The 24,160-nt window shown below is 68.5% G+C and carries 19 protein-coding genes; 7 read left to right on the forward strand and 12 right to left on the reverse strand.

The window, feature by feature from the left end:
• Window positions 1-27 precede the first annotated feature (27 nt).
• The 3 genes from ASF57_RS17430 to ASF57_RS17440 are packed head-to-tail and all read right to left on the reverse strand — an operon-like array spanning window position 28 to window position 3,861.
• On the reverse strand, window positions 28-2,280 hold the full coding sequence (locus tag ASF57_RS17430) for a xanthine dehydrogenase family protein molybdopterin-binding subunit (protein ID WP_056182486.1): 2,253 nt from the start codon (window positions 2,278-2,280) through the stop codon (window positions 28-30).
• A gap of 10 nt (window positions 2,281-2,290) precedes the next feature.
• Window positions 2,291-3,304 (reverse strand): xanthine dehydrogenase family protein subunit M, encoded by a 1,014-nt coding sequence (locus tag ASF57_RS17435; RefSeq protein ID WP_056182489.1) that lies wholly within the window; start codon window positions 3,302-3,304, stop codon window positions 2,291-2,293.
• Window positions 3,301-3,861 (reverse strand): (2Fe-2S)-binding protein, encoded by a 561-nt coding sequence (locus tag ASF57_RS17440; protein ID WP_056182491.1) that lies wholly within the window; start codon window positions 3,859-3,861, stop codon window positions 3,301-3,303. The genes ASF57_RS17435 and ASF57_RS17440 overlap by 4 nt, the downstream gene beginning before the upstream one ends.
• Window positions 3,862-4,227: 366 nt before the next feature.
• Between ASF57_RS17440 and ASF57_RS17445 the strand changes: the two genes are divergently transcribed.
• The 5 genes from ASF57_RS17445 to ASF57_RS17465 all read left to right on the forward strand — a co-directional run bounded on the left by ASF57_RS17445 (window position 4,228) and on the right by ASF57_RS17465 (window position 11,408).
• The gene (locus ASF57_RS17445) at window positions 4,228-5,622 is read left to right on the forward strand and encodes a M20/M25/M40 family metallo-hydrolase (protein ID WP_056485429.1); all 1,395 of its coding nucleotides are present in this window, start codon (window positions 4,228-4,230) and stop codon (window positions 5,620-5,622) included.
• 236 nt (window positions 5,623-5,858) lie between these two features.
• Window positions 5,859-6,593: a hypothetical protein gene (locus ASF57_RS17450; RefSeq protein WP_056485431.1), complete on the forward strand. Its 735-nt coding sequence runs from the start codon at window positions 5,859-5,861 to the stop codon at window positions 6,591-6,593.
• Window positions 6,590-8,506, forward strand: a complete 1,917-nt coding sequence (locus ASF57_RS17455; RefSeq protein ID WP_056485433.1) for a glycosyltransferase — start codon at window positions 6,590-6,592, stop codon at window positions 8,504-8,506. The genes ASF57_RS17450 and ASF57_RS17455 overlap by 4 nt, the downstream gene beginning before the upstream one ends.
• Window positions 8,503-10,557 carry a glycosyltransferase gene (locus ASF57_RS17460; protein WP_056485435.1) on the forward strand — a complete coding sequence of 685 codons (2,055 nt, stop codon included), beginning with the start codon at window positions 8,503-8,505 and terminating at the stop codon, window positions 10,555-10,557. Before ASF57_RS17455 ends, ASF57_RS17460 begins: the two co-directional genes overlap by 4 nt.
• Window positions 10,554-11,408, forward strand: coding sequence for a hypothetical protein (locus ASF57_RS17465; RefSeq protein WP_056182510.1), 855 nt, complete (start codon window positions 10,554-10,556; stop codon window positions 11,406-11,408). The genes ASF57_RS17460 and ASF57_RS17465 overlap by 4 nt, the downstream gene beginning before the upstream one ends.
• A gap of 53 nt (window positions 11,409-11,461) precedes the next feature.
• On the opposite strand, the gene bioD is transcribed toward ASF57_RS17465, so the two are convergent.
• The 9 genes from bioD to ileS all read right to left on the reverse strand — a co-directional run bounded on the left by bioD (window position 11,462) and on the right by ileS (window position 22,219).
• Window positions 11,462-12,154: a dethiobiotin synthase gene (bioD, locus tag ASF57_RS17470; RefSeq protein ID WP_056182512.1), complete on the reverse strand. Its 693-nt coding sequence runs from the start codon at window positions 12,152-12,154 to the stop codon at window positions 11,462-11,464.
• Window positions 12,155-12,167: 13 nt separating this feature from the next.
• A complete protein-coding gene (locus ASF57_RS17475; protein WP_056485437.1) occupies window positions 12,168-12,941 on the reverse strand; it encodes a ferredoxin--NADP reductase in 774 nt (257 codons plus the stop codon).
• 145 nt (window positions 12,942-13,086) lie between these two features.
• Window positions 13,087-14,022, reverse strand: coding sequence for a ring-cleaving dioxygenase (locus ASF57_RS17480; protein WP_056182519.1), 936 nt, complete (start codon window positions 14,020-14,022; stop codon window positions 13,087-13,089).
• A gap of 119 nt (window positions 14,023-14,141) precedes the next feature.
• Window positions 14,142-14,747 (reverse strand): HupE/UreJ family protein, encoded by a 606-nt coding sequence (locus tag ASF57_RS17485; protein ID WP_056485439.1) that lies wholly within the window; start codon window positions 14,745-14,747, stop codon window positions 14,142-14,144.
• Between the two features lie 161 nt (window positions 14,748-14,908).
• Window positions 14,909-16,210 carry a pitrilysin family protein gene (locus ASF57_RS17490; RefSeq protein ID WP_056485441.1) on the reverse strand — a complete coding sequence of 434 codons (1,302 nt, stop codon included), beginning with the start codon at window positions 16,208-16,210 and terminating at the stop codon, window positions 14,909-14,911.
• 101 nt (window positions 16,211-16,311) lie between these two features.
• Complete coding sequence (locus ASF57_RS17495; RefSeq protein ID WP_056485443.1) at window positions 16,312-17,691, reverse strand: pitrilysin family protein; 1,380 nt, start codon at window positions 17,689-17,691, stop codon at window positions 16,312-16,314.
• A 153-nt stretch (window positions 17,692-17,844) separates the two neighbouring features.
• Window positions 17,845-18,483: a hypothetical protein gene (locus tag ASF57_RS17500; RefSeq protein WP_056485446.1), complete on the reverse strand. Its 639-nt coding sequence runs from the start codon at window positions 18,481-18,483 to the stop codon at window positions 17,845-17,847.
• 210 nt (window positions 18,484-18,693) lie between these two features.
• A complete protein-coding gene (gene lspA, locus ASF57_RS17505; RefSeq protein ID WP_056485448.1) occupies window positions 18,694-19,188 on the reverse strand; it encodes a signal peptidase II in 495 nt (164 codons plus the stop codon).
• 49 nt (window positions 19,189-19,237) lie between these two features.
• Window positions 19,238-22,219, reverse strand: a complete 2,982-nt coding sequence (ileS, locus tag ASF57_RS17510) for an isoleucine--tRNA ligase (protein ID WP_056485450.1) — start codon at window positions 22,217-22,219, stop codon at window positions 19,238-19,240.
• A 392-nt stretch (window positions 22,220-22,611) separates the two neighbouring features.
• On the opposite strand from ileS, the gene ASF57_RS17515 reads away from it, so the two are divergent.
• On the forward strand, window positions 22,612-22,878 hold the full coding sequence (locus ASF57_RS17515; RefSeq protein ID WP_056485452.1) for a hypothetical protein: 267 nt from the start codon (window positions 22,612-22,614) through the stop codon (window positions 22,876-22,878).
• Between the two features lie 923 nt (window positions 22,879-23,801).
• On the forward strand, window positions 23,802-24,086 hold the full coding sequence (locus ASF57_RS17520) for a hypothetical protein (protein WP_056485454.1): 285 nt from the start codon (window positions 23,802-23,804) through the stop codon (window positions 24,084-24,086).
• Window positions 24,087-24,160 lie beyond the last annotated feature (74 nt).

A 24,160-nucleotide genomic window follows, 5' to 3' on the forward strand; every position in this document is an offset into this window, starting at 1 on the left:
ATCGTCGGGACGGACGGCGGTTCGCCGTCAGCCGATGATCTTGTCGATGGTGATCGGCAGGTCGCGGATGCGCTTGCCGGTGGCGTGGAACACCGCGTTGGCCACCGCCGCCGCCGTGCCGACGATGCCGATCTCGCCCAGGCCCTTCACGCCCATCGGATTGGCCCTGTCGTCCTCCTCGACGAAGATCACGTCGATGTCGAAGATGTCGGCATTCACCGGCACGTGATACTCTCCGAGATTGTGGTTCATGAACCGGCCGATGGTGTGGTCGAGCATGGATTCCTCCTCCAGCGCTGAGCCGATGCCCATCACCACGCCGCCGAGGATCTGGCTGCGCGCCGTCTTGGTGTTGAGGATCTTGCCCGCCGCGATCGCCGAGACGACGCGGGTGACGCGCACCACGCCGAGATCCTCGTCAACCTTCACCTCGGCGAAGATGGCCGAGTGGGTGTAGCCGGCGAAGTCCTGGGAATGGTTGGAATCCGGCCCGGCCGAGCCGGTGGCCTCGATCTTGTCCATCCCCGCCTTCGCCATCACCTCCGTGAGGGCGATGCTGCGGGACGGGTCACCCGCCACCGAGATGCGCCCCTCCTTGAACACCGCGCGATCGAAATCGACGTTGGCGAGCGGCGAATCGTCGAGGCCGCGCGCCAGGGTGAAGACCTGGGCGGCGATCTCGCGACAGGCCTTCATCACCGCCGTGCCCGAGGAGGCCGCCGTCCAGGAGCCGCCGGCGATCGGCGCGTTGGCGAGCTTCGAATCGCCGAGCTTCGTCGTCACGTCCGTCATCGGCAGGCCGAGCGCATCGGCGGCGATCTGGGTCAGGATGGTGTAGGTGCCGGTGCCGATGTCGCCGGTCTGGTTGCCGACCACGAGCTTGCCGTCGGCCGTCAGCGTGGCCTGGGCGCTCGATTGCTGCATCAGCGCCTCCCAGATGCCGGTGGCCATGCCCCAGCCCACCAGTTCGCGCCCCTCTTTCATCGAGCGCGGCTCGGGGTTGCGGCCCGACCAGCCAAAGCGCTCGGCCCCCTCCGCATAGGCCGCGCGCAGGGATTTCGAGCTGAACGGCTTGTCCTGGGTGCGGTCCTTCTCGGCGTAGTTCCTGAGGCGCAGGTCGATCGGGTCCTGGCCCGTCGCGTGGGCGAGTTCGTCCATGGCGATTTCGAGGGCGAACACGCCCGTCACCGCACCCGGCGCCCGCATGTCGGAGGGGGTGTAGGTGTCGATCTTGGCCAGACGGTAATCGAGGGCGACGTTCGGGCAATCGTAGAGGATGCCCGACCAGTTCACGACCACCTCCTGGTAATCCTCGAAGCCGGAGGTGCCGGAGATCGCCTCGTGCCGGACGGAGGTCAGCGCCCCGTCGGCCTCGGCCCCGAGAGCGATGGTCTGGCGCACGTCGGGGCGGTAGCCGAAGGTGAACATCTGGTCGCGGGTCAGGGTCACCCGCACCGAACGCTCGAGTTCGCGCGCCGCCATCACGGCGAGGAAGAGCTGGTATTGCGGGCGAAGCCCCGAGCCGAAGCCGCCGCCGAGATAGGGGTTGAGGACGTGGACGTCGTCCTTCTTCATCCCGAACACGCCGGTGATGTAGCCGAGGCTGTTCGAGACGCCCTGGATCTTGTCGTAGACGGTGAGCTTGCCGCCGCCCTCCCAGACCACGGTCGAGGCGTGGGGCTCCATCGGGTTATGGTGCTCTACGGCCATGTGGTAGTGGTTGGTGAGCTGGACCGGCGCGGCCTTGTAGGCGCCGTCCGCATCGCCCCAGGGCGCCGGCGGCGGCTTGATGCCGGAGCGCTTCTTCGGCGGCACGTAGGCCACGTCCTCCAGGCTCCTGAGATCGGTGGTCGGCGCCTCGGCCTCGTAGGTGAGCTTGATCAGCGAGGCGGCGTAACGGGCCGTGCCGAAATCCTCGGCCACCACCAGGGCCACCGGCTGGCCGCTGTAATGGACCTTGTCGTCGTAGAGCGGCCGGAAGGGCGAGCCCGGAGGCGCGACCTGGTCCTGGTAATTGTAGTCGAGCCAGGCGGTGCGCGGCCGGTTCGCGTGGGTGAACACCTTGACGACGCCCGGCACCGCTTCGGCGGCGGCGGTGTCGATGGACAGGATGCGGCCGCGGGCGATGCCGCTCGACACCACGTAGCCGTGGGTCAGGTCGGGGGCGGCGAATTCGCCGGCATACTTCGCCTGGCCGGTGACCTTGGCCGGGCCGTCGACGCGGCTCTGCGCCGTGCCGACATAGGTGTCGGTGCCTGAGGTGCTGATGCTGTGGGCCATGAGGGTTCCTTCAGGCGATGCGCTTGTCGGACTGCGACTGCGGCGTGCCGGCGGCGGCCTGGGCGAGGCCGCGGGCAATGGCACGACGCGCGAGTTCGATCTTGAATGCGTTCTCGGATTGGGGCTGCGCCTCGGCCACCACGATGTCGGCGGCCGCCGCGAAGGTCTCCGCAGTGGCGGGCTTGCCGACCAGGAAGGCCTCGGCCTGCGCGTTGCGCCACGGCTTGTGGGCGACGCCGCCGAGCGCGAAGCGCGCGGACCGGATGGTGTCGCCGTCGCGCTTGATCACGGCCGCCACCGAGACCAGCGCGAAGGCGTAGGAGAGCCGGTCGCGCAGCTTCAGGTAGGTGTGGTGGGCGCCGAACTCCTCGTCGGGCAGATCGACCGCGAGCACGATCTCGTCCGCCGCCAGGGTAGTGTCCCGCTCCGGCGCGTCGCCGGGAAGGCGGTGGAAGTCGGCGAACGGAATGGTGCGCTCGCCCCCCGGACCCGCGACCCGGACCTTGGCTTCGAGCGCGGCGAGCGCCACGCACATGTCGGAGGGGTGGGTGGCGATGCAGGACGGGCTCGTCCCGAAGATGGCGTGGATGCGGTTGACGCCGCCGATGGCGGCGCAGCCGGTGCCCGGCTCGCGCTTGTTGCAGGGCGTGGCGTCGTCATAGAAATAGTAGCAGCGGGTGCGCTGCAGCAGGTTGCCGCCGGTGGTGGCGGCGTTGCGCAGCTGCCCCGAGGCTCCAGCCAGGATCGCGCTCGACAGGAGCGGATAGCGCGCCTGGACCTGCGCGTCGTAGGCCACCGTCGAATTCGTCACCAGGGCGCCGAGGCTGAGGCCGCCGTCGCGCTCCTCGATCCGGTCGAGGGGCAGCCGGGTAATGTCGATGAGGCGCTCGGGCCGCTCGACATTGTACTTCATCAGATCGACGAGGTTGGTGCCGCCGGCGATGAAGCGGCTGTTGGCGCCCGCCGCGATGGCGCGCACCGCCTCGTCCACGGTGGTCGGGCGGACGTAATCGAAGCGGTTCATCGTGCGGCTCCCGCGTGCATCACGTCTTCGATCGCATCGACGATGTTGGTGTAGGCGCCGCAGCGGCAGATGTTGCCGCTCATCGCCTCGCGGATTTCTTCGCGGGAATGGGCGTGGCCTTCCGTCATCATCCCCACCGCCGAGCACAGCTGGCCGGGCGTGCAGTAGCCGCACTGGAAGGCGTCGTGCTCGACGAAGGCCGCCTGGAGCGGATGCAGGCCCTCCGCGCCCGCGACGCCCTCACTCCCAGCAAGGCCTGCACTCCCGGCAAGGCCTGCACTCCCAGCAAGGCCCTCCACGGTGGTGATGCTGGCCCCGTCCTTCATCACCGCCAGGGTCAGGCAGGAATTGATGCGCGTGCCGTTCACCAGCACCGTGCAGGCGCCGCACTGGCCGTGATCGCAGCCCTTCTTGGTGCCGGTGAGGTCGAGGTCCTCGCGCAACAGGTCGAGCAGCGTGGTCCAGGGCGCGACCTGAAGCGAACGGGTCTCGCCGTTGATCGTCAGGGTGATGCCGATGGTGTTCGCCGCATGAGGCGAACCACTTTCGATGAGCATGGCGGTATCCGTGACTTGCGGGCCGGGACAGGCACGGCACCGTTGGATTTCGAGACAGGGTCGCAGGGGCCGCGGCGGGGAAAAATCATCCGCCCCGGGCCGGTCCACTCGATAACAGTTCCAAAAAGCGGGTGTTCCCGCCGAGCGTGCACGGGCCGACACGGCGCACGGCTGACGGATACGTTGCGGTACGGCTCGACGATGCGACGATTGCTTCGGTGGAGCCGGGTTGCTCGGTGCTGCCCGGTTGCTCGGTCCTGCCCGGTTGCTTGCTCCTGCCCGGTTGCTTGATCCTGCCTGGTTGCTTGGCCCGGCTCCCTTGCGCTAACCCGGTTCCGCCGCTCGCCTCCCCGTGAAGGACGCCCGATGACCGCGCTCGCCCCCGTTCTCAACGATATCGACCGCGACCTCGACAACGCCCTGGAGCGGCTCTTCGCCTTCCTGCGGATTCCCTCGATCTCCACGGACCCGGCCTTCGCCCCCCATTGCCGCACGGCGGCGGAGTGGCTGGAGGGCACGCTGACGGCCCTGGGCTTCGAAACGGCCATCCACGAGACGTCCCTGCACCCGGTGGTGCTGGCCCACGCCCCGAAGCCGGGCGCCCCGCATGTGCTGTTCTACGGCCATTACGACGTGCAGCCGGTGGACCCGCTGGCCCTGTGGGAGACGCCGCCCTTCGAGCCGCGCCTCGCGCTGAACGCCAAGGGCGAGAAGAAAATCGTCGGGCGCGGCGCCTCGGACGACAAGGGCCAGGTGATGACCTTCATCGAGGCCTGCCGAGCGCATCTGGCGATGGAGGGCGAGCTGCCCTGCGGCGTCACCATCCTGATCGAAGGCGCCGAAGAGAACGGCTCGCAGGGCCTTCCCGAATGGGTCGCGGCCAATCGCGACAAGCTCGCCGCCGACATCGTGCTGGTGTGCGACACCAGCATGTGGAACCCCACCACGCCGGCCATCACCACCTCGCTGCGCGGCCTCGCCTATTTCGAGGTGACGGTGACCTGCGCCGACCGCGACCTGCATTCGGGCTTCTTCGGAGGCGCGGCGCGCAACCCGATCCATGTCCTGTCGAAGATCATCGCCGACCTGCACGATGTCGACGGAAAGGTCGCGCTGCCGGGCTTCTACGACGGCGTGCGCGAGACGCCGCAGGCGGTGCTCGACCAATGGCGCGGCCTCGACTTCACGCCGGAGACCTTTCTCGGTCCCATCGGCCTGTCGGAGCCGGCCGGCGAGCGCGGCCGCATGCTGATCGAGCTGATCCAGTCGCGCCCCGCCTGCGACGTCAACGGCATCATCGGCGGCTATACCGGCGAGGGCACCAAGACGGTGATCGCCGGCCAGGCCAGCGCCAAGGTCTCGTTCCGCCTCGTGGACGACCAGGACCCTGAACAGCTCGCCCGCACCTTCGAGGCCTTCGTGCGCGAACGCATCCCCGCCGACTGCTCGGTGGAGGTGATCTGCTACAAGGGCAGCCGCGCCATCAGCCTGCCGTTCGACATGCCCGAGCTCGAGACCGCCCGCGCGGCCCTGGCCGAGGAATGGGGCGTGCCCGCCGTGACCATCGGGGCCGGCGGCTCGATCCCGATCGTGGGCGACTTCAAGCGCCTGCTCGACCGCAACACCCTGCTCATCGGCTTCGGCCTCGACGACGACCGCATCCATTCGCCCAACGAGAAGTACGACCTGACGAGCTTTCACAAGGGCACCCGCTCCTGGGCCCGCATCCTGGCGGCTTTCGGCGCGCAGCGGACCGGCTGAAGCCCCCCCCCGCGTCCCCATGGCGAGCGGTTTCGCACCCTGGAGTTCGGGCCGCAGCCTTCGGGGACGCGCGTGACGGGAATCGCTCGACGGCCATCGCCGGGCGCGACGGTGCCCCCTCAGAACCCGGCCGGTCCGGGAGTCCTTGTGGTGACGAGGCGATCGCAGGGGGGTTCGGATGACCCTCGGCCGACCGACCTCCGCGCAATCACCCGCCCATCACATCCCAAGGCCGCATGACCGCCCCCCCCGACCACCCCGATGTCAGCGAGGCTCGCCTGTTCGCGGCCGGCAACGGCGTGCTGGTCTGCCGCTACCCCGTGGGCACGGACCTGCCGATTCCCCTCGGGATCGCGGGGCCGGCGGGCGTCGGCCTGCTGACCTGGGCCTTCACCGGCTTCGGCGCCGACGCGCGGGACCCGGCCGGACTGCTCGTCCTGACGGATGCCGGGGCGGCCCTGGCGAAGGGCGGCACCTTGGTGCTGGCGACGCATTTCCGCGAGGTGGCCCTCACATGTCCGAAGCCGCGCCCGGTCGCCGAGCTGACGGCGCCCGCGCGCGCGGCCCTGGCGGGCGCCGTGCTCGCGGCGGTGACGCCGGCCACCCTGGACGCCCTGGCGACGCTGTTCCCCCTCCTGGCCCCCGCCTTCCTGGAAACGCCGGTGCCGGACATGCCGGCGCGGAACATGCCGGCGCGGGACGCGGCGCCCCGCCTCGCCATCGCGCGCGACAGCGACAGCCAGGCCACGCTCTCGGGCTCCGGGGTGCCGAACTATCTCCTGGTCCGGGCCGGGACGACGTGGAGCTGCGCGCGGGTGGTGCGGGCCGACCTGCGCTTCGGGCCTGCGCCCGAGACGCGCCTCGGCCTGGAAACCGTCTGGGGCAATCCCCGGGACCTCGCGGTGGCGCAGGCGCTCCTGCTCGGAACCGGCAGCGTCACTCCGGCCACGATCGGGAAGCCCCGCGGATGAGCCCCCCTGCGATCCTCGTGGTGGCGCCCATGCCGGCCTTCCCGACCAGCGCCGGCAATCGGCGCCGGTTGTTGACCACCTGCCTGTCCCTCCAGCGCGGCGGCTTCGCCATCGACCTCGCGACCTACGCCCACGAGGATCAGATCTACCGGCGCTTCGGGCAGCACCCGCCCACCGACGAGGCCGAGGCGGCGGGACTGTTCCGGCACACCTTCCGGATCGAGCCCCAGGGCACGATCCCGCTCACCACGCGGGCGCGCGGCTTCGGCATCGACGATTGGTGCCCCGACGCGGTCGGCGCCTTCGTGGCCTGGTACGGCCAGGCCTATCCCGAAACCCACGCGATTCTGGTGAACTACGTGTTCCTGTCGCGGGCGCTCGAAGCGGCGCCCCCGGGCATGCTGAAGCTGATCGACACGCATGACCGCTTCGCCGACCGGCAGCGCCACTACCGGCCGTTCCGGGCCGAGCCGAATTTCTTCTACACCGACCGGGCCGGCGAGGCGGCCGGCCTCGCCCGCGCCGACATCGTCCTGGCGATCCAATCCGAGGAGGCCGCCTATTTTCGGACTCTCACCGACCGGCGCGTCCACCTCCTGCCGCCCCGCTTCCTGGCCCGACGCCCGTTCGCGGCGCCGACCCGGCTGACGCGCATCGGCTTCCTCGGCCACGGCAACGACCCGAACCTGTTCTCGATCCGGCATTTCGCCGCCGCCTGGAGCGCGGATTGGGTGCCGGGGCGGCCCGAACTCGTGATCGCCGGCGAGATCAGCAACAGCCTCGGCCCGGCCACATCGCCGGGGGTGATCCGTGCCGGCTACGTCCCGCGGCTGGAGGACTTCTACGACGACGTCGACCTCGTGGTCGCCCCGATCCTGATGGGCAGCGGGCTGAAGATGAAGGTCGCCGAAGCCCTGTCCTTCGGCAAACCGGTCATCGGCACCGCTCTCGGCTTCGAGGGCTTCGACCCGGTGGCGCCGGCCCACCGCCTACAGACCGGGCAGGCGGTCAAGGACATGGTCCTGGCGCTGGCCTCGGACGCGACCGGACTCGCCGCGCTGACCCGTGCCTGCGAAGCTCTATTTGCCGGCTACAACAAGGGAGCCGAGCAGGCGGAAACCGATTTGCTGGCCATGCTTCCCGCCTGGGACGCGGACACATCCGGCCCGGACGAGCCGGCGTCGAGCGATCCCGCGCAGCCGGCCACCTTCGTCGCGTCGAGCCTCGTGTCCATGCCCCTCCGGCACGGACGTCTCGCCTGCGAGACCTCGCTGCGGTCGGACCTCCGCGACCATCCCGATCTCGGGCGGCTGATCGCCACCGAGCGCGCCGGACCGCCGGGCGCCGCCCCCTACACCCCCTTGCGCCGGCGCTGGTTCGCCAGGGCCGGTGCCGGATCATCGGGGACCGACCAGGGGACCAGTCCAGAGACCGGCCAAGAGACCAGCCAAGGGACCTGCCTTGCCGGGCTCCACCTCGCCCTGTCGCCGGAATGGGTCCGCGAGCGGCGGCTGCCCCCTTCCCTCCGGGCCGAACTCGCGGCCGAGCTGGCGGATGTCGCCGCGGATTGGGATGCCGAGGCGCGCCTCGTCGGCCTCACCGGAGAGGGGGCGCTGCTCGCCCTGTCGCTCCCGCGCCACCTCGCGTTCGGGACTCACCCCAACGCGGCCTTCCAGATCGGGGCGTCGACGCGGGAGATCACGTTGCAACGCGTCACCTCTTTGAATACCAGCCTGGGTCTTCTGTATACCACGGCCCGTGAGGACCTGCCGGGCGCCCCCGCCGCCCTGACCTTCGCGGGCCTCGAGCCCGTCCACGCGGGTCCGTCCAAGATCCTGTTCCTGCACGACGATCTCATCGGGCGGATCACCATCCTGTCCGAGATCGCCTCGGCAGAGGAACCCCTGCCATGATGGCTGCCCCCGACATCCTCGACGCGCCCTCCGGCCGCAAGGCGGCCCTGGTCGAGGGCGCCCTGATCTGGAACGCCTTGTTCCTCAACGACATACGCCTCGCGTTCCGGCCCGAGACCGAGCCCCTGGTCTCGGTCGTCATGGTCTCGCGCGGGGCCCGGCACCTGCTGGCCTGGACGCTGGCCAAGCTCGCCGCGCAGCAGGCCTTCGCCGGCCCGGCCTTCGAGGTGATCCTGATCGACAACGCCTCCGATCCGGAAACCCGGGCGCTGTTCGGCCGGATCGACGGGGCGCAGATCCACCTCAACGACGAAAACATCGGTTTCGGCCCGGCCTGCAACCAGGGCGCGGCCAAGGCGCGGGGCCGGTACCTGCTGTTCCTCAACCCCGATGTCGACCTGATGCCCGGCGCCCTGGCGGCCCTGGTGGCGACCTTCTCGGAATCCGACGATATCGGCATCGTCGGCGCCCGGCTGGTGTTCCCTGGCGGCATCCTGCAGGAGGCCGGCGCGGGCTTCCAGGACGATCCGCAGCTCACCCATCCCCATGGGCGGGGCGGTCTCGACCCCTTCGCTCCAGAGGCCTCCTACACCCGCGACGTCGGCTACGTCTCCGGGGCGGTGCTGATGATCGAGGCCGCACTGTTCACCACGCTCGGCGGCTTCGACGACTGGTTCGCGCCGGCCTATTTCGAGGATACCGACCTGTGCCTGCGCTGCCAGCAGGCCGGGCGGCGCGTCGTCTACCAGCCGCGCAGCATCGCGATCCACGTGGAGAGCGCCACCAGCGTCCGGCGCGCCGACGTCGAAGCGTTGCTCGACCGCAACCGCATCCGCTTCCGCGAGCGGCATCGGGGCTGGCTGTTCGGGCAGGGGCCGGCGCGCACCGGGTTCGGACCCCGCGACGACGCGCCCTTCGCCCTGCGCATCCTCTACGTCGACGACCGGGCGCCACACCAGGATCTGGGGGCCGGGCTGCCGCGCGCCAACACCATCGTCAACGCGATGGCGGATCTCGGCTACGCGGTGACGGTGTGTTCGGTCTACGGCGAGCGCGAGGAACCGGCGCGAACCTACCGTGACCTTTCGGATCGGATCGAGGTGATCGAGCCCTGTGGGCGGGAGGGTTTCCGACGCCTCGTCAGCGAGCGCGCCGGTTTCTACGATGTGCTCTGGGTCAGCCGTCCGCCGCATGTCGGCATGGTCTGCGAGGTCCTGCACGACCTCGGCTTGAGCCCCCGGGATGTCGGGCGCTCCCGCGTGGTGTTCGACTGCGAATCTCTCTACGCCCTGCGCGACTTCGTCATCGCTACCCTCAAGGGCCGACCGGCCCCGGGACCGGCGCTGGCTCGAGCCACGACACTGGAACTCCGGCCGGTTGCGGCGGCCGACAACGTGGTCTGCGTCTCGCCCGCCGATGCGCGGCTGCTCCGGCACGCCGGCATCGCCGATCCTGTGGTGCTCGGCCATCTCCACGCAACGCATCCAAATCCCCCCGGCTTCGCGGCCCGCGCGGGCTTCGTCTTTATTGGCTCCCTTTCCCGCGAGGGAGAGCCCAACATCGATTCCCTCGACTGGTTCTTTGGAGAGGTCTGGACTCCTCTACGGACGCTCCTGCCGGAGGCGCGCATCACCATCATCGGCACCGTCGCGCCGTCCATTGCCGAGCGGCTGACCCGGCCCGGCGTCACCGTGCTGGGTCGGGTCGACGACATCGGTCCCGCGCTTGATGCCGCCCGCGTCGCCGTGGCGCCGACGCGCTTCGCCGCCGGCATCCCACACAAGGTGCTGGAGACCGTGACACGTGGCCTGCCGAGCGTCGTCACGCCTATCCTGGCCGGGCAGATGGGTTGGCCGGACGGCACGGGGTACCGGGTCCATGATTGGCACGATCCACCAGGCTTTGCCGAGACGCTGGCGCAGCTGCACCAGACCGAGTCCGCTTGGACCCAGGTTCAGCAGAACGGCCTCGCCCAGCTCGCCCGCGAGGACGATGCCGAGACCTTCGGTGCGGTCCTGCGCCGCCTGTGCGAGGCGCCGACCTTCACATGACGATCCCGCTGCCGCCCCGCCTCATCCGCATCGCCACCACTTTGTTCCGCCGGGTGACCTTGGGGCGTGTGCCCCGGCTGTTCGACGCCGGTTACTACCGGACCCAGCATCCGGACGTTGCCCGCTCCGGCATCGACCCGTTTCTGCACTACGTGTGGCGCGGGGCGGCGCAGAACCGCGACCCCAGCGCCGATTTCGACACTGCCTTCTACAAGCACCAGAGCGGCCGCATCCGCCTCGACCCGGTGCGCCACTACCTGCGCTTCGGCGCGAAGGCCGGCCTTGATCCGAACCCGAATTTCAGCACCCTGATGTATGTGGCGCGCTATCCCGATATCGGGGCCGCTGGGGTCAACCCCCTGCTGCATTACCGCCAGGACGGCCGGGCCGAGGGCCGGGTCGCAGCCCCCTCTGCATCGCAGCCAGAGGAATGGGTGCCCTTCCAGGGAGTGCGGGAAGCCCATCGCTGGGTCTATCCGGCGCAGGGTTCGTCGCGTTTCAGCGTGACCCTGCGACGGGACGTGCCGGCCACCGCCTGCCCCACCGCCCTGCCCCGCCTCTGCCTCGTGCTGACCCTGGACGGAGCCGAAATCGACGGGCTGGTGCAGAGCTTCGACGCCTTCGCACATTCGGCGGCCGATGCGATCACGCTGACGGTCGACACCACCCTTCGACCGCATCCACCGCGTCCCACCCTGGTGCTCGCCCTGGAGCATGCCTTCCACGGACCTGGACCGGGCGGGACGATCCAGCTGCGCTACGCTGAGGCACGGATTTGGGACGTGGTGCCAGAACGCCCGCACGTGTTGCGGATCTGCCCAGCCGGCGCGCTGTCGATCCAAGTCCTCTGAAGCGGAAAGCGCCCCCCGTCCGTCTTGTCGGGCTCGTTCGATGGCCCTGCGGGTCAGACGAGGTCGGCCAGAGCATCCGGGCAGTCGCCGTCGCGGGCGATGACGATGACCGGGACAGCCTGATGGCGACCCTGATGGCGACGGAGTGCCGCCGCCACGAAATCCGGTGACGTCGGCGCGTTCGGGCTCTCGCAAACGACGATCCCGCGGAGTGGAACCCCGTGGGCGCCTAGGGTTTCGGCGGCCGTGAGGGCGTGGCTGATGGCTCCGAGATAGGACCCCGAGACCATGAGGGCCGGCAGGCGGAGGGCCTTGAGCCAGTCGAGGCCGGTCGCGTCGCCGGTCACCGGACTCATCAGACCGCCGACCCCCTCGATCAGGAGGGTACCGCCGGGCGAGATCCCGGCCATCTCGGTCCGGCACCAGTCGACAAGGTCATCCAGGGCCAGGGTCCGGCCCTCTTGCGCGGCGGCGAGATCGGGGCTGAGCGGCGCGGCGAAGCGCCAGGGCGAGCAGGCTTCTACGGTGCGAAGCGTCACGGGCAGGCCCTGCGCCGCAAGCAGGCGCGCTGTATCACTGTCCGCAAAACCGGGGGTACCGAGCGGCGGAACCCCGCTCGCCAAGGGCTTCAGAGTGCGTACGGTACGGCCCCGGTCGTGCAGACGCCGCGTCAGCGCGGCGGTGACGTAGGTCTTGCCGATCTCGGTCCCGGCACCGGCGATGAAGACGGCGCGGGCTCCGCTCACCTCCCGGTAAGACTCACTTCTCGACAAACGCCTTCTCGATGACGTAGTGGCCGGCCTCGCCGTGATTGCCCTCCTCGTAGCCACCGTCTGTGAGCAGCTGGCGGGTGTCGCGGATCATGTCGGGCGAGCCGCACAGCATGAACCGATCGTTCTCCACCGACATCGGCGGCAGACCGATATCCTCGAACAGCTTGCCGGAGGTCATCAGATCGGTGATGCGGCCGCGGTTGCGGAAGGGCTCGCGGGTCACGGTCGGGTAGTAGATCAAACCGGCGCTGATGACCTCGCCGAGGAATTCGTGGTTCGGCAGGTCCTGCGTGATGGTCTCGCCATAGGCGAGTTCCTGCACTTGGCGGCAGCCGTGGACGAGGACGACCTTCTCGAAGCGATCGTAGGTTTCCGGGTCCTTGATGATCGACATGAAGGGCGCCAGGCCGGTGCCGGTGCCGAGCAGGTAGAGGTTCCTGCCCGGCATCAGGTTGTCGAGCACCAGGGTACCGGTCGGCTTCTTGCCGACGATGATCGGGTCACCGACCTTGAGGTGCTGCAGCTTCGAGGTGAGCGGGCCGTTCGGAACCTTGATCGAGAAGAACTCCAGTTCCTCCTCGTAATTGGCCGAGACGACGCTGTAGGCGCGCAAGAGCGGACGGCCCTCGACCTTGAGGCCCATCATCACGAACTCGCCGTTGCGGAAACGGAAGGCGGGATCGCGGGTGGTGCGGAAGGAGAACAGCGTGTCGGTCCAGTGATGGACGCTCAGCACACGCTCCTCGTTGAACTTGCTCATCGACGGTCCGTCTCGAATTTCGCTCGAATCTCGAAGCTTTGCGTGGGGTCTTCTCGCACCTGCGGTGGGCGCGTCAAGGCGGCGCGCGTACGCAGGTGCGCTGGGGGCAATGGTCTGGAATCGTTCTTAATTCTTCGGTTTTGCCTCACAGCGGCTTCAACCCCGTCTCGATCTCTGCACGGCGGCTTTCGAGAAAAGGCGGCAGAGCGAGGCGTTCGCCCAGCGTCTCAAGGGGCTCATCGGTGGCAAAGCCCGGACCGTCGGTGGCGATCTCGAACAGGATGCCGTTGGGCTCGCGGAAGTAGAGACTGCGGAAGTAGTAGCGATCCACCGGCCCGCTGGAAGGAATCCGTCGCACCCGGAGACGGTCGGCCCAAGCCTGATACTCGGCATCCGGAATCCGGAACGCGACGTGGTGGACGGCGCCCGCGCCTTGATGCGCAGGGCCGAGCTTCGGCTCGGCGAGGAGGTGAAGTTCAGCGGCTGGACCACCGGCTCCCATGCGGTAAACGCGGACCTCGCCTTCGGGCAGCTCATAGTTGCGATCGTGGCTCATGCCGAGGATGTCGGTCAGGACCGCTTCAGTCCGCGCGATCTGTCCCACACTCAAGCGGATCGGCCCGAGTCCGCGGATCTGGTGCTCGGCCGGCACGGGACTTCCGGCCCAGGGATGGGCCTCCCCAACGCCCCCATCATCCACCAGCATCAGGCGCTGTCCCTCACCATCCTCGAAATCGAGGGTGAGGCGACCGTCACGCTCCATCGGCACAGCGTGGGTCACGCCCTGCCGTGCCAAGTGCTCGCGCCACCACGCGATCGCGGCGGCGCCCGAGACTCGCAGGCCGGTGCGGCTGATACTGTTGGTGCCGCGCCGCTCCGGCGGGGCCGGCCAGTCGAAAAAGGTGACATCGGTGCCGGGCGAGGCACGGCCATCGGCATAGAACAGGTGGTAGGCCGACACGTCATCCTGGTTCACCGTCTTCTTCACCAGACGTAGGCCGAGCACCCGCGTGTAGAAGGCCAGGTTGTCTGCGGCCTGCGCGGTGATGGCGGTGAGATGGTGAATTCCGGTGAGCTGCATCGGCTGACCCTTGAGCGACGGGCGATGCCGTCAGATAGGTGCGCCGCCCACCGAACACAAAACGGCCCCCTCGCGGGGGCCGTGCGATCGGAGACGTACACGGAAGTTGGGCGTGATGCTCAGAAAGCGCCGGCCAGAAGGCCGAGGCCGGCAACGGCCAGACCAACGCCGGCGACCCGCAGGGCGGCGAGGCTGCGGGCCAGACGCCCGGCGGACAGGCCAAGACCGAGTCCGACCGCGTGCAGGAGCGCAGTCGCACCGAGGAATCCAAGTCCGTAGGCGAGGCCCGAGCCCGTCTCCGGCATCTCGGCACCATGGGCATGCCCGTGGAACACCGCGAACGCGCCAACCAGCACCATGGCGGCAGCAACAGGCAGGGCAGGCCGCAGGGCCAGCGAGGCGCCCAGCACGACCACCGAGAGGGCGATGCCGATTTCCACGAAGGGAAGTCCGATGCCCGCAGCACCCAACGCTCCGCCGACAGCCATCATGCCAAGGAAGGACAGAGGCACCAGGACGAGGGCTCGGCCGCCGATCCGCGCCGCGATGAGGCCAACCGCCACCATGGCGAGGAGATGGTCGAGGCCGCTCAAGGGGTGGAGGAAGCCCTGTGCCAACCCGCTGGCCGCCTCATGGCCCGGATGCGCCAGGGCGGGCGTCGCAGCGAGGCCCATCGCTGCCACAAGGGCAAGGCGAACCGGCAGGGAGGCAAGGCGTGAGGTCATCCGGACTGTCCCGAGCTTGAAAGCGAGCGGCGCGGCATCGCCGCCGCTCTGGCAGACACTAGCAACCGCACCCTAGCAACCGCCGTGCCCGCGTACAGTCCCAAGAACCCGGTCCGCGGCGCGGCGGTTCGTCCGCAGCGCCTGGGGAAATCGGTGCCCCGTCAGAAATCGGTGGGTCGCCCGGCGGCCACCACCAGCATCTTCCCATCCGCGAAGGTGCGGGCGCCGGCGCGGCGGATATCGGCCTGGGTCACGTTGGCGACGAGATCGTTGCGGCGGGCGATATAGTCCATGCCGAGGCCCTCGAAGGCGATCTGCACCAGCTGGTGGGCGATCTTGGTCGAGGTATCGAAGCCGAGGGCGTAGGAGCCGGTGAGATAGTCCTTCGCCTTCTGCAACTCCTCGTCGGACGGACCCTCGGTGATGAGGCGGCCGATCTCTTCGCCGATCACCGACAGGGCCTCGCCGACGCGCTCGTTCTTAGTGGCAGTGTAGCCCCAGGTCATCGACGCGGCGCGGTGGCTGACCAGCGACGTGCCCACCGAGTAAGCGAGACCGCGCTTCTCGCGCACCTCCTGGAACAGGCGGGAGGTGAAGGAGCCGCCGCCGAGGATGTGATTGAGAACGTAGGCCGGAATGAAGTCGGGGTCGCGCCAGGGCACGCCGTTCATGCCGAAGCGGATCACCGATTGCGGGACGTCGAGGTCGACGACGTGGCGCGCGCCGATGTTCTGCATTCGGGTCTGAGGCACGGCCTTGAGGGGGGCGGCCAGAGCGAGCCTGCCGAAGGCCCGTTCGAGGCTTTCCGCCAGCCGTGCGGCGTCGATGGCGCCCACCGCCGCGACCTTCAAACCGCCACGCCCGATGATCTGGCGATGCATCGTCACGAGATCGTCGCGGGTGATCGCCGCGATGCTCTCGGGCGTGCCGGACGACGGGCGGGCATAGGGATGGCCGGCATAGGCCTCGGCGAAGAAGCGGCGCGAGGCCATCACACCTGGATCGTTCTGCTGGTAGCGCAGCCCAGCCAGGGTCTGAGCCCGCACCCGCTCGATGGCGTCGGGGTCGAGGCGCGGCTTGGCAAGGGCGAGCGCGAGGAGGTCGATGGCTTCGTCCGCATGCTTGACCAGCATCTTGAGCGAGCCGCCCAGGGCGTCGGAGCCGGCATGGAACGAGAGTTCGATGGCTCGGGCCGCGAGGCGCTCCTGGAAGGCGTCCGAGGACAGGTCGCCCGCCCCTTCGTCGAGGAGGCGAGCGAGCATTTGGGCCACGCCGGCCTTGCCCTCCGGGTCCTGGGCCGCGCCGCCCTCGAAGGTGAAGGCCAGGGCGATCAGCGGCACCACCGGGGATTCGACGTGCCACGCCTCGATGCCGGGGGCGGTCGCGACGGGAACGGCCTGGGTCGGCGAGGTCGCGGAGCGGGTGGCGGACGTGTCGAGCAGGTCGGTGGTGGCCACGTTCATGGGAACCTCATGCTGTGCGTGGGGCGCGGCGGCAGGGCCGCGGCCTCTCGAAGGGGATCGGCCAGCCGCGGGGTCGGATCGGCCGCGCGGCCTGAAAGGCCTCAGGCTGCTTCGGCTTCGCGAGCCTTGGTCAGGTAACCGGTCACGGAGCGGGACGGCGTCAGGTAGCGCTCGGCCACCGCCGTGAGGCGCGCCTGCGTCACGCCCTCGATGTCGGAGGGCCAGCGCCGGACCTCCTCGATCGACTCGCCGATGGCGAGGGCCGAGCCGTAGATGCGGGCCAGCGAGGACTGGCTGTCGGAGGAATAGACCGTCTCGGCCACGAGCCGGGTCTTGGCCCGCTCGATCGCTTCCGCACTCAAGGCCTCGGAGGGAACGCGGCGGAGGACGCGGTCGACCTCCTCCTCCAGCTTCTCCAGGCTGACGCCCTCGGCCGGGATCGCGTAGACTGAGAATCGGGTGTCGTCGATGGCCGAGCCCATGTACCAGGCGCCGGCATTCACGGCGACGCCGAGTTCCATCACCAGCTTGCGGTAGAGGTAGGAGGTCGAGCCACCGCCCATGACCTCGGCGAGCAGTTCGAGCGCATGGCACTCGCCGTCTCGCGCAGTAATGCAGGACGGGGTTAGGTAGAGGCGCTGCAGGGTCGGCTGCTCGACCTTGGGATCGGCGACCGCGAGGCGGCGGAGCGCCCGCGGCTCCGGCTCCTTGGCGCGGATGCGCAGCGGCCGGGTGCCCTGCGGAGTAACGCGGCCGTAGGTGTCGTCGGCCATGCGGCGAACGTCGTCCGGGGTCACGTCGCCGGCAACCACCAGGATGGCATTCTCCGGCGTGTAGAAGCGCTTGTAATAGTCGAGAGCGTGCGTGCGGTTCAGTTCCTCGATCTCGTGCATCCAGCCGATGATCGGCGTGCCGTAGGGATGATGCACGAAGAGCGAGGCAGCCATCGCCTCGGACAGCTGCGCCGACGGGTCGGTCTCGACCCGCATGCGGCGCTCCTCCAGCACCACGTCGCGCTCGGGCGCCACAACGGCATCGTCGAGGACGAGACCGGTCATGCGGTCGGCCTCGAATTCCATCATCGTCCGCAGGTGATCGCGGGCGACGCGCTGGAAATAGGCGGTGTAATCGTAGGAGGTGAAGGCGTTCTCCTGGCCGCCGAGGCCGGAGACGGCCTTGGAGAAGGCGCCGATCGGGTGCTGCTCGGTCCCCTTGAACATCAGGTGCTCAAGGAAATGGGCGATGCCTGACTGGCCGAGCGGATCATCGGCCGAGCCGTTGCGGTACCACACCATATGCGTGACGACCGGGGCGCGGTGATCGGGAACGACGACGACATCGAGTCCATTGTCGAGGGCGAAGGCACTGACCTCGGGCCCACCTGCCTCGGAGCGTCCGAAGGGAGCGGCTTCCGCCCGACCGGCGCTGCCGTGCCGGCGCGTCGGTCCGAAGAGGGGCGTGTCCTTCCTGAACAGATGCATCGAAGCTCTTCCTTCTGCGGCTGGCAGCCTGCGAGGGCCATCCGTCATGTTGGCATTGCGCCGGCTCCACGCCACGGGGGTGCGTCGGAGGGGCAGGAAACGGGTTCTCTCGCGACGCCCGCACCCTGCGCGGCGCCGAGCCTGATCCGGAATTCAGTTCGCTGAGCGCGCACGCACATAGGCGCCCGGATCGGATTCTTCGCGCTCGCGGTAGGGATTGTTCACAGGGTCACCATTGGTCTTGGCAACCTTACGGGGCGGCTTGCGATAGCCATTGGGCGGATCGGTAAGCACGTCGCGATCGGGCTCGACCGCCGACGGCTCCGCGACTTCGGCGGAGCGCAGGCCGAAGGGGTTCGACCAGAACGAGTTCCGGTCATCGTTCTCGCCTTCGGGGCGCCCCGGCTCGGTACGGGTCTGGGCACTGGCACGGCGCCCGCCACGCATCTCGTCGATCGACAGGGTCATGTTGTTGTCGTTCATCCGGCCCTGTGCACCTCGCGCGATGGGCTTCTTAGCCTCCTCGCGTTCGCGCTCACGCTGGACGATTTCGGGATCCTTCGGCCATTGGGCCGAGGCTTCGGGCTGGCGCGGGGCCGGCAGGGCCTTGCCGTCGAGCTTGGGCGGCATCACGAGGGGGGCCCGCTCGCGATAGGTGATCGCGGGCTTCTCGGGCTCGATGAGGCCGATGTTGCTGAGGGCGTCGCGCATGAAGACGCCCTGCTGCGCCTGCGCGCTCCCGGCGGTCAGAACACCCGCCATAACCAACAGCAAACCGCGATGCCCGATCATGCTATCCCCGCTCTCCGCCCGGTTGTGGGTCCCGGTTGCCCGAGCCCGGATGGTCGCCTTGTGTACAGCGATCCTGATCCGACCCTCTCGGCCTGACCTGGGTTTCAGGCGATCGTATGGCGCCTTGACCGCAGCGCACCAGCCGCGGCCGCACAACGATTCCGACTGTGACTTACGGATCACAGGGCGACTAGAAATGCCGATCCTGTTTCAAAGGCTGGAACCCGTGCGCCGGGGTACCGGCCGCAGGCTGTCGAGGATGAGGCCAACAACGCCCGCGACGATGGCCGCATCGGCGATGTTAAAAACGTACCAGGACCAAGTGCGCCAGTGGAGGTGAACGAAGTCGAACACCGCGCCATAGGCCGCCCGGTCGATGGCGTTGCCGATGGCGCCGCCTGCTACGAGCCCGAGGGCAACGGCGAGCAGACGCGTCTCCGCTCGCCGCATCCAGAAGATCAGGCCGAGGGCCGCCAGGCAGGACACCCCCACCAAAACCCAGCGGCCGAGGCCACCCTCCTGCTGAAACATCCCGTAGGACACGCCCCGGTTCCAGACGACGAGGAACTCGGCGAAGGGGGTGAGCCGCCAGGGCTGGGTCAGCACCAGATCGGTGCCGAAATAGAGCCAAAGCTTCGAAGCCTGGTCGAAGACCAGGGTCAGGAGAAGGGCACCGAGGCCGAGGCGGAAAGGAGTTACGTGCATGGTTTGGCCCTCCCCCCTGGCTGGGGGAAGGGGTGCTGCGGACGCTGGCTCACGCGGCACTCGTGCTGGCCTGGGCGGCATCCCACTCGCGCAGGGCGCGGGCGTCGCGTGGGGTCACGTCGGGATAGTCCGGGTCGTTGCCGACCTCGGGCGTCACCCGCCAGGATCGGGCGCATTTCCGGCCCTCGGCCAGGGCCGGCACCACCGCAACGCCTCGCACATCGTCGAGGCGGAAGGCCTCCGCCGGGCCTTCCCCGTCCGTGATCCGGATGGCGGACGTGATGCAGATATCGGCGAAGTCGACGCCCTCGACGATCGCTCGCAGCGCCGAGTCCGCGATGAACACGGTAGGCGCCGCCTCGAGGCTGGCGCCGATGCGCTTGGCCGTGCGCTCGATCTCCAAGGCGCCGGTGACGACCCGGCGCACGCGGCGGATGGTCTGCCAGCGCGTCGCCAGAGCGTCGTCCCGCCAAGCGGCCGGCGTCTCCGGAAGGATCTGGAGATGGACCGAGTCGTTTTCGGATGGGTAGCGGTCGAGCCACGCCTCTTCGGCCGTGAAGGCTAGGACAGGGCTCAGCCAGATCGTAACCCGGCGGAAGGTCTCATCGATAACCTGCAGGGCGGCCCGGCGCACCGCAGACGAGGCAGGATCGCAGTAGAGCACGTCCTTGCGGACATCGAAGTAGAAAGCCGAAAGATCGCCCGTCATGAAACCGTTGAGGAGTGCCACCACCCGCTTGGTGTCGAAGGTCGCGTAGGCTTCGCGGATCTCGCCGTCGAGTTCGGAGAGGCGGTGCCGGATCAGCCGCTCCAGTTCGGGCAGGTCCGCATGGGCGATCTCGGTGCCGGGTTCGAAATGTGCCAGCGAGCCAAGCATCCATCGCAGCGAGTTACGCAACTTACGGTAGGTCTCAGCAAAGGTCTTGATGATCTCGGGCCCGATGCGTAGATCATCGGCATAGTCGGAGGCCGCAACCCACAGGCGCAGGATGTCGGCACCGGAATCCTTGATGACATTCTGTGGCGCGACGACGTTGCCCTTGGACTTCGACATCTTCAGGCCCTTGGGGTCGAGTACGAACCCGTGGGTCAGGACGATGTCGTAGGGCGCGCGTCCGCGAGTGCCTGCGGATTCCAGCAATGACGACTGGAACCAGCCGCGATGCTGGTCCGAGCCCTCAAGGTACATCACCGTGTCGGTGCCGCCATCGCGACGGCGCTTGACGCCGGAAAGACCTGGAAACTGCTCGGGATCATCAAGCACGAAGGCATGTGTCGAGCCGGAATCGAACCAGACGTCGAGGACGTCCGTGACCTTTTCATAGTCCGCCGGATCGTAGTCCGGGGCGAGAAAGCGGGCGCCATCCGCATCGGTGAACCAAGCGTCGGCGCCCTCCGCCTGGAAGGCGGCAGCGATGCGAGCATTCACGCGCTCATCGCGTAGCACCTCGTGAGTACCGCGCTTGACGAAGACCGTGATCGGCACACCCCAGGCGCGCTGGCGCGAGACCACCCAGTCTGGCCGGTTGGCGACCATCCCGTTGATGCGATTCTTGCCCTGCGGCGGTACCCACTGGGTCTCCTCGATCGCCTGGACGGCAACCTCACGCAGGGTTCGGTTGCCGAGAGAATCCACTGGGCGGTCCATCGCAATGAACCATTGCGGGGTGTTGCGGAAGATGACCGGCTTCTTCGATCGCCAGGAATGCGGGTAGCTATGCTTGAGCGTGCCACGCGCCACCAAGGTACCCGCGTCGGTGAGCGCAGCGATGACCGCCTTGTTGGCGTCGCCCTTCTCGCCCTTGTGATTCAAGACGAGTTTTCCCGTGAAACCGGGCGCCTCGTCGGTCAGCATCCCATCGGCATCCACCGTGTAGGGGATGCGGGTGTCGATGCCGCGCTCAGCCAGCATCCGGCCGTTGGCCATCCAGACCTCGAAATCCTCCCGGCCGTGGCTCGGCGCCGTGTGGACGAAGCCGGTACCGGCCTCGTCCGTGACATGTTCGCCATCGAGGAGCGGAACGGCGAAGTCGTAACCGGGCACGTGGGCGGCGAGCGGATGGCTTAGGGTCAGGCCGGCGAGTTCGGTCGGCGCGACGTCGCGCAGGCGCTCGAAGGTCTCGACGCGGGCGCTGGCGAAGACGGAAGCGGCGAGCGTGTCCGCAAGGACATAGGCGTCGCCGACCTTGGCCCAGTTGTCGTCGGCGGCTGCCGTGACCCTGTAGAGGCCATAGGCGACCTTCTTAGAATAGGCGACCGCCCGGTTGGCCGGCATGGTCCAGGGCGTGGTGGTCCAGATCACCACCCGTGCCGGTGCAAGCTCCGTCGGAGCGCCGTCAGTGATCCGGAAGGCGGCGAAGATCGCGTCGCTGACGACGTCCTCGTATTCGACTTCGGCTTCGGCCAAAGCTGTCTTCTCGACCACCGACCACATCACCGGCTTCGAGCCGCGGTAGAGCTGGCCCGTCATCGCGAAGGCCATGAGTTCGCGGGCGATGGTGGCCTCGGCGGGGAACGTCATGGTGGCGTAAGGATGATCCCAATCACCGGTGACGCCCAGGCGCTTGAACTCCTCACGCTGCACGTCGAGCCACTGCCCCGCGAAGGCCCGGCACTCCTGGCGGAATTCGAGGACCGGCACCTCGTCCTTGTTGCGGCCCTTGGCGCGGTACTGCTCCTCGATCTTCCATTCGATCGGCAGGCCGTGGCAATCCCATCCCGGCACGTAATTGGCGTCATAGTCGAGCGCGCCCTGCGCGCGGACGATAACGTCCTTCAGGATCTTGTTCAGCGCCGTGCCGATGTGAATGTTGCCGTTGGCGTAGGGCGGGCCGTCATGCAGCACGAATTTCGGCCGGCCGGCTGCCTGAGCACGAATCCGTCCATAGAGGCCAGTGGCGGCCCATCGCTCGAGAAGCAGAGGTTCGCGTACCGGCAGGCCGGCCCGCATCGGGAACTCGGTCTGAGGCAGGAACAGGGTCTTCGAATAGTCGCGGGCTGGCACGACGGGGGGGGAGGTCTGGTCGCTCATGGGATGTCTGTGAGGTCTTCGGCGCGGGTCGGTGTCGGGCGGTCGGTGGGCGATCTGCCCCCAGGGCCAGCGGAACGGAGGCGAGTGATCGCCCTCCCGGCCTTCGCATCGGGTCCGCTACGGCGGCCCTCAGGCGCAGGCCGGGCTCATAATTCGAGACCGGGTCGTCCGGTCCGGCACACCGAACCACCCGCACGGATCACCATCAACGCACATCTGGCGGCTTCTAGCAGCGGTATCGACCTGAGACTAGCGAGCTTTCCGACCTCCTGCACGTTCGGCCCGAACTTTCAATGCCACCTTTTCCAAGCTCGGCCGTTGTTTCTCACGCGCTCGGGACCTGTCCTGGTTGAAGGATGAGCCGAGACGCGGCGTCATCTGGAGACACCGTCATGAGAAAAGCTCTGCTCGCCGCCAGCCTCGTCCTGTCCGCCTTTGCCCTGTCGGGCACGGCCGAAGCACAGGGCCTGCCCGGTGGAATGCGCCGTGGAGCCGCCGAGGGGGATCGGGTCGCCGGTCCGGTGGGCGGCATCGTGGGCGGTGCGGTCGGAGGCGCGGTCGGCACGGTGAACGGGGCGCTCGGCATCGATCCCGGCCGCCGCGCCTATCGCACGCGCATGAAGTCGCGCGGCCATTCCCACCATCGCCGTCACCGCTGAGCGGAGCGCCGCTTCTGGGCCAGGAGAGTAGGGCTCGGAGCCGATGACGATGGACGCACCGATCAGTGTCCATCGGTCCGGCACGTCGCCGAAGATCAGGTAACCCAGCACCAACGACCAGAGCAGTTGGATGGACATCAAGGACGCCAGCACGTTTGCGGGCGCCCAGACGTGGGCGGACACCAGCCGCCAATGCCTCACCGTGCCGAAGAGGCCGAGCGGCAAGGCGGCGCGGAGTCGACCATTCGCCGAGTAGCGGCCTGGTGATCAGCGTGCCAATCAAGGGCGCGGCGCACTCGGTCGACAGGGTTTCGGCGAGTTGGAGCTTGCGCAGGGTCCGGGAGCTGAGGGCCGTCGATCCGAACAGCAGCAGCGCACGCAGGACCTAGGGACCGAACCGATTCGTCTGGGCCACACCGGGCGCTCACAGCGGGTTCAGGACCAACAAGACCAGGCAGACCTTCACCGCGTAGCGCATGACGGTCGAGAGCAGTGGGTCGCCTCAGGCCAGCCAGCGTCTCGGCCGACGCGTCGAGGCAGGCGAAGAAGGCCCGGTACCGCACAGCAGCGCGATGCCGACCGGGCGCCCTTTCCGGGGCGCGGCGGCCCTCGAATCGATCCCCAAGGGCTCGATCCCAATCTCGGCGCGCCGCTTGGCCAGAGCCATGGGGCCCAGCGTCAGTCCTTTGACGCGGAGCTTCAGAGCAGGGCCGCATTCCCGCATAGCCGCACCGGGTTGGACCTAGCGTCACACATGGCAGCAGGAGTCGAAAGAGAGAACCGGAAGGGATCGATCGCACGGAACTGAAACCCGATATTCACCCACATTTGAAATCGGCGCGATTTCGCGCACCACGGTCCCGAAGCCTTAAGAATGTTGGGTGCAAGCGAGAGGTACGAGTGCCGCCTTCGGAGGGCGATCCATGACGAAGGCCGTGCCGTTACTTGCCACCTTTGGGCTGGTCTGCCTGATGGTTCTCCCGGCTCCCGGGATCTGGGGCCTTGTGATCGGCCTCACCTGCACCATCACCATCCTGATCTGCGGGGTCTTATGGATGTTCGATCGCGCCGCCACCCACTTGGCGCGCCTGATCGAGCGCAACCGCAACCGCTTCCTGCGGCGCCGTCGGGCAGTTCATGCGGGGTCTGGTATGATGCGCAAAGCCAAACCCGAGGCTGTCAACGCCAAGCCGCACCTGCCGGCGTAGGGTCCCTTGCAGCCTTGACGGCCTCGGGTCGTGCAGGAGGTCGGAGAGGCTGTGCTGAGCGCACACGGCCGCTG

The sequence above is a fragment of the Methylobacterium sp. Leaf117 genome (assembly GCF_001422985.1).
Classification (GTDB): Bacteria; Pseudomonadota; Alphaproteobacteria; order Rhizobiales; family Beijerinckiaceae; genus Methylobacterium.

Excerpts from the sequence above, each read along its gene's own strand:
- ASF57_RS17430 (WP_056182486.1), bottom strand. The coding sequence starts at position 2,280 with ATGGCCCACAGCATCAGCACCTCAGGCACCGACACCTATGTCGGCACG.
- ASF57_RS17435 (WP_056182489.1), bottom strand. The coding sequence starts at position 3,304 with ATGAACCGCTTCGATTACGTCCGCCCGACCACCGTGGACGAGGCGGTG.
- ASF57_RS17440 (WP_056182491.1), bottom strand. The coding sequence starts at position 3,861 with ATGCTCATCGAAAGTGGTTCGCCTCATGCGGCGAACACCATCGGCATC.
- ASF57_RS17445 (WP_056485429.1), top strand. The coding sequence starts at position 4,228 with ATGACCGCGCTCGCCCCCGTTCTCAACGATATCGACCGCGACCTCGAC.
- ASF57_RS17450 (WP_056485431.1), top strand. The coding sequence starts at position 5,859 with ATGACCGCCCCCCCCGACCACCCCGATGTCAGCGAGGCTCGCCTGTTC.
- ASF57_RS17455 (WP_056485433.1), top strand. The coding sequence starts at position 6,590 with ATGAGCCCCCCTGCGATCCTCGTGGTGGCGCCCATGCCGGCCTTCCCG.
- ASF57_RS17460 (WP_056485435.1), top strand. The coding sequence starts at position 8,503 with ATGATGGCTGCCCCCGACATCCTCGACGCGCCCTCCGGCCGCAAGGCG.
- ASF57_RS17465 (WP_056182510.1), top strand. The coding sequence starts at position 10,554 with ATGACGATCCCGCTGCCGCCCCGCCTCATCCGCATCGCCACCACTTTG.
- ASF57_RS17475 (WP_056485437.1), bottom strand. The coding sequence starts at position 12,941 with ATGAGCAAGTTCAACGAGGAGCGTGTGCTGAGCGTCCATCACTGGACC.
- ASF57_RS17480 (WP_056182519.1), bottom strand. The coding sequence starts at position 14,022 with ATGCAGCTCACCGGAATTCACCATCTCACCGCCATCACCGCGCAGGCC.
- ASF57_RS17485 (WP_056485439.1), bottom strand. The coding sequence starts at position 14,747 with ATGACCTCACGCCTTGCCTCCCTGCCGGTTCGCCTTGCCCTTGTGGCA.
- ASF57_RS17490 (WP_056485441.1), bottom strand. The coding sequence starts at position 16,210 with ATGAACGTGGCCACCACCGACCTGCTCGACACGTCCGCCACCCGCTCC.
- ASF57_RS17495 (WP_056485443.1), bottom strand. The coding sequence starts at position 17,691 with ATGCATCTGTTCAGGAAGGACACGCCCCTCTTCGGACCGACGCGCCGG.
- ASF57_RS17500 (WP_056485446.1), bottom strand. The coding sequence starts at position 18,483 with ATGATCGGGCATCGCGGTTTGCTGTTGGTTATGGCGGGTGTTCTGACC.
- lspA (WP_056485448.1), bottom strand. The coding sequence starts at position 19,188 with ATGCACGTAACTCCTTTCCGCCTCGGCCTCGGTGCCCTTCTCCTGACC.
- ileS (WP_056485450.1), bottom strand. The coding sequence starts at position 22,219 with ATGAGCGACCAGACCTCCCCCCCCGTCGTGCCAGCCCGCGACTATTCG.
- ASF57_RS17515 (WP_056485452.1), top strand. The coding sequence starts at position 22,612 with ATGAGAAAAGCTCTGCTCGCCGCCAGCCTCGTCCTGTCCGCCTTTGCC.
- ASF57_RS17520 (WP_056485454.1), top strand. The coding sequence starts at position 23,802 with ATGACGAAGGCCGTGCCGTTACTTGCCACCTTTGGGCTGGTCTGCCTG.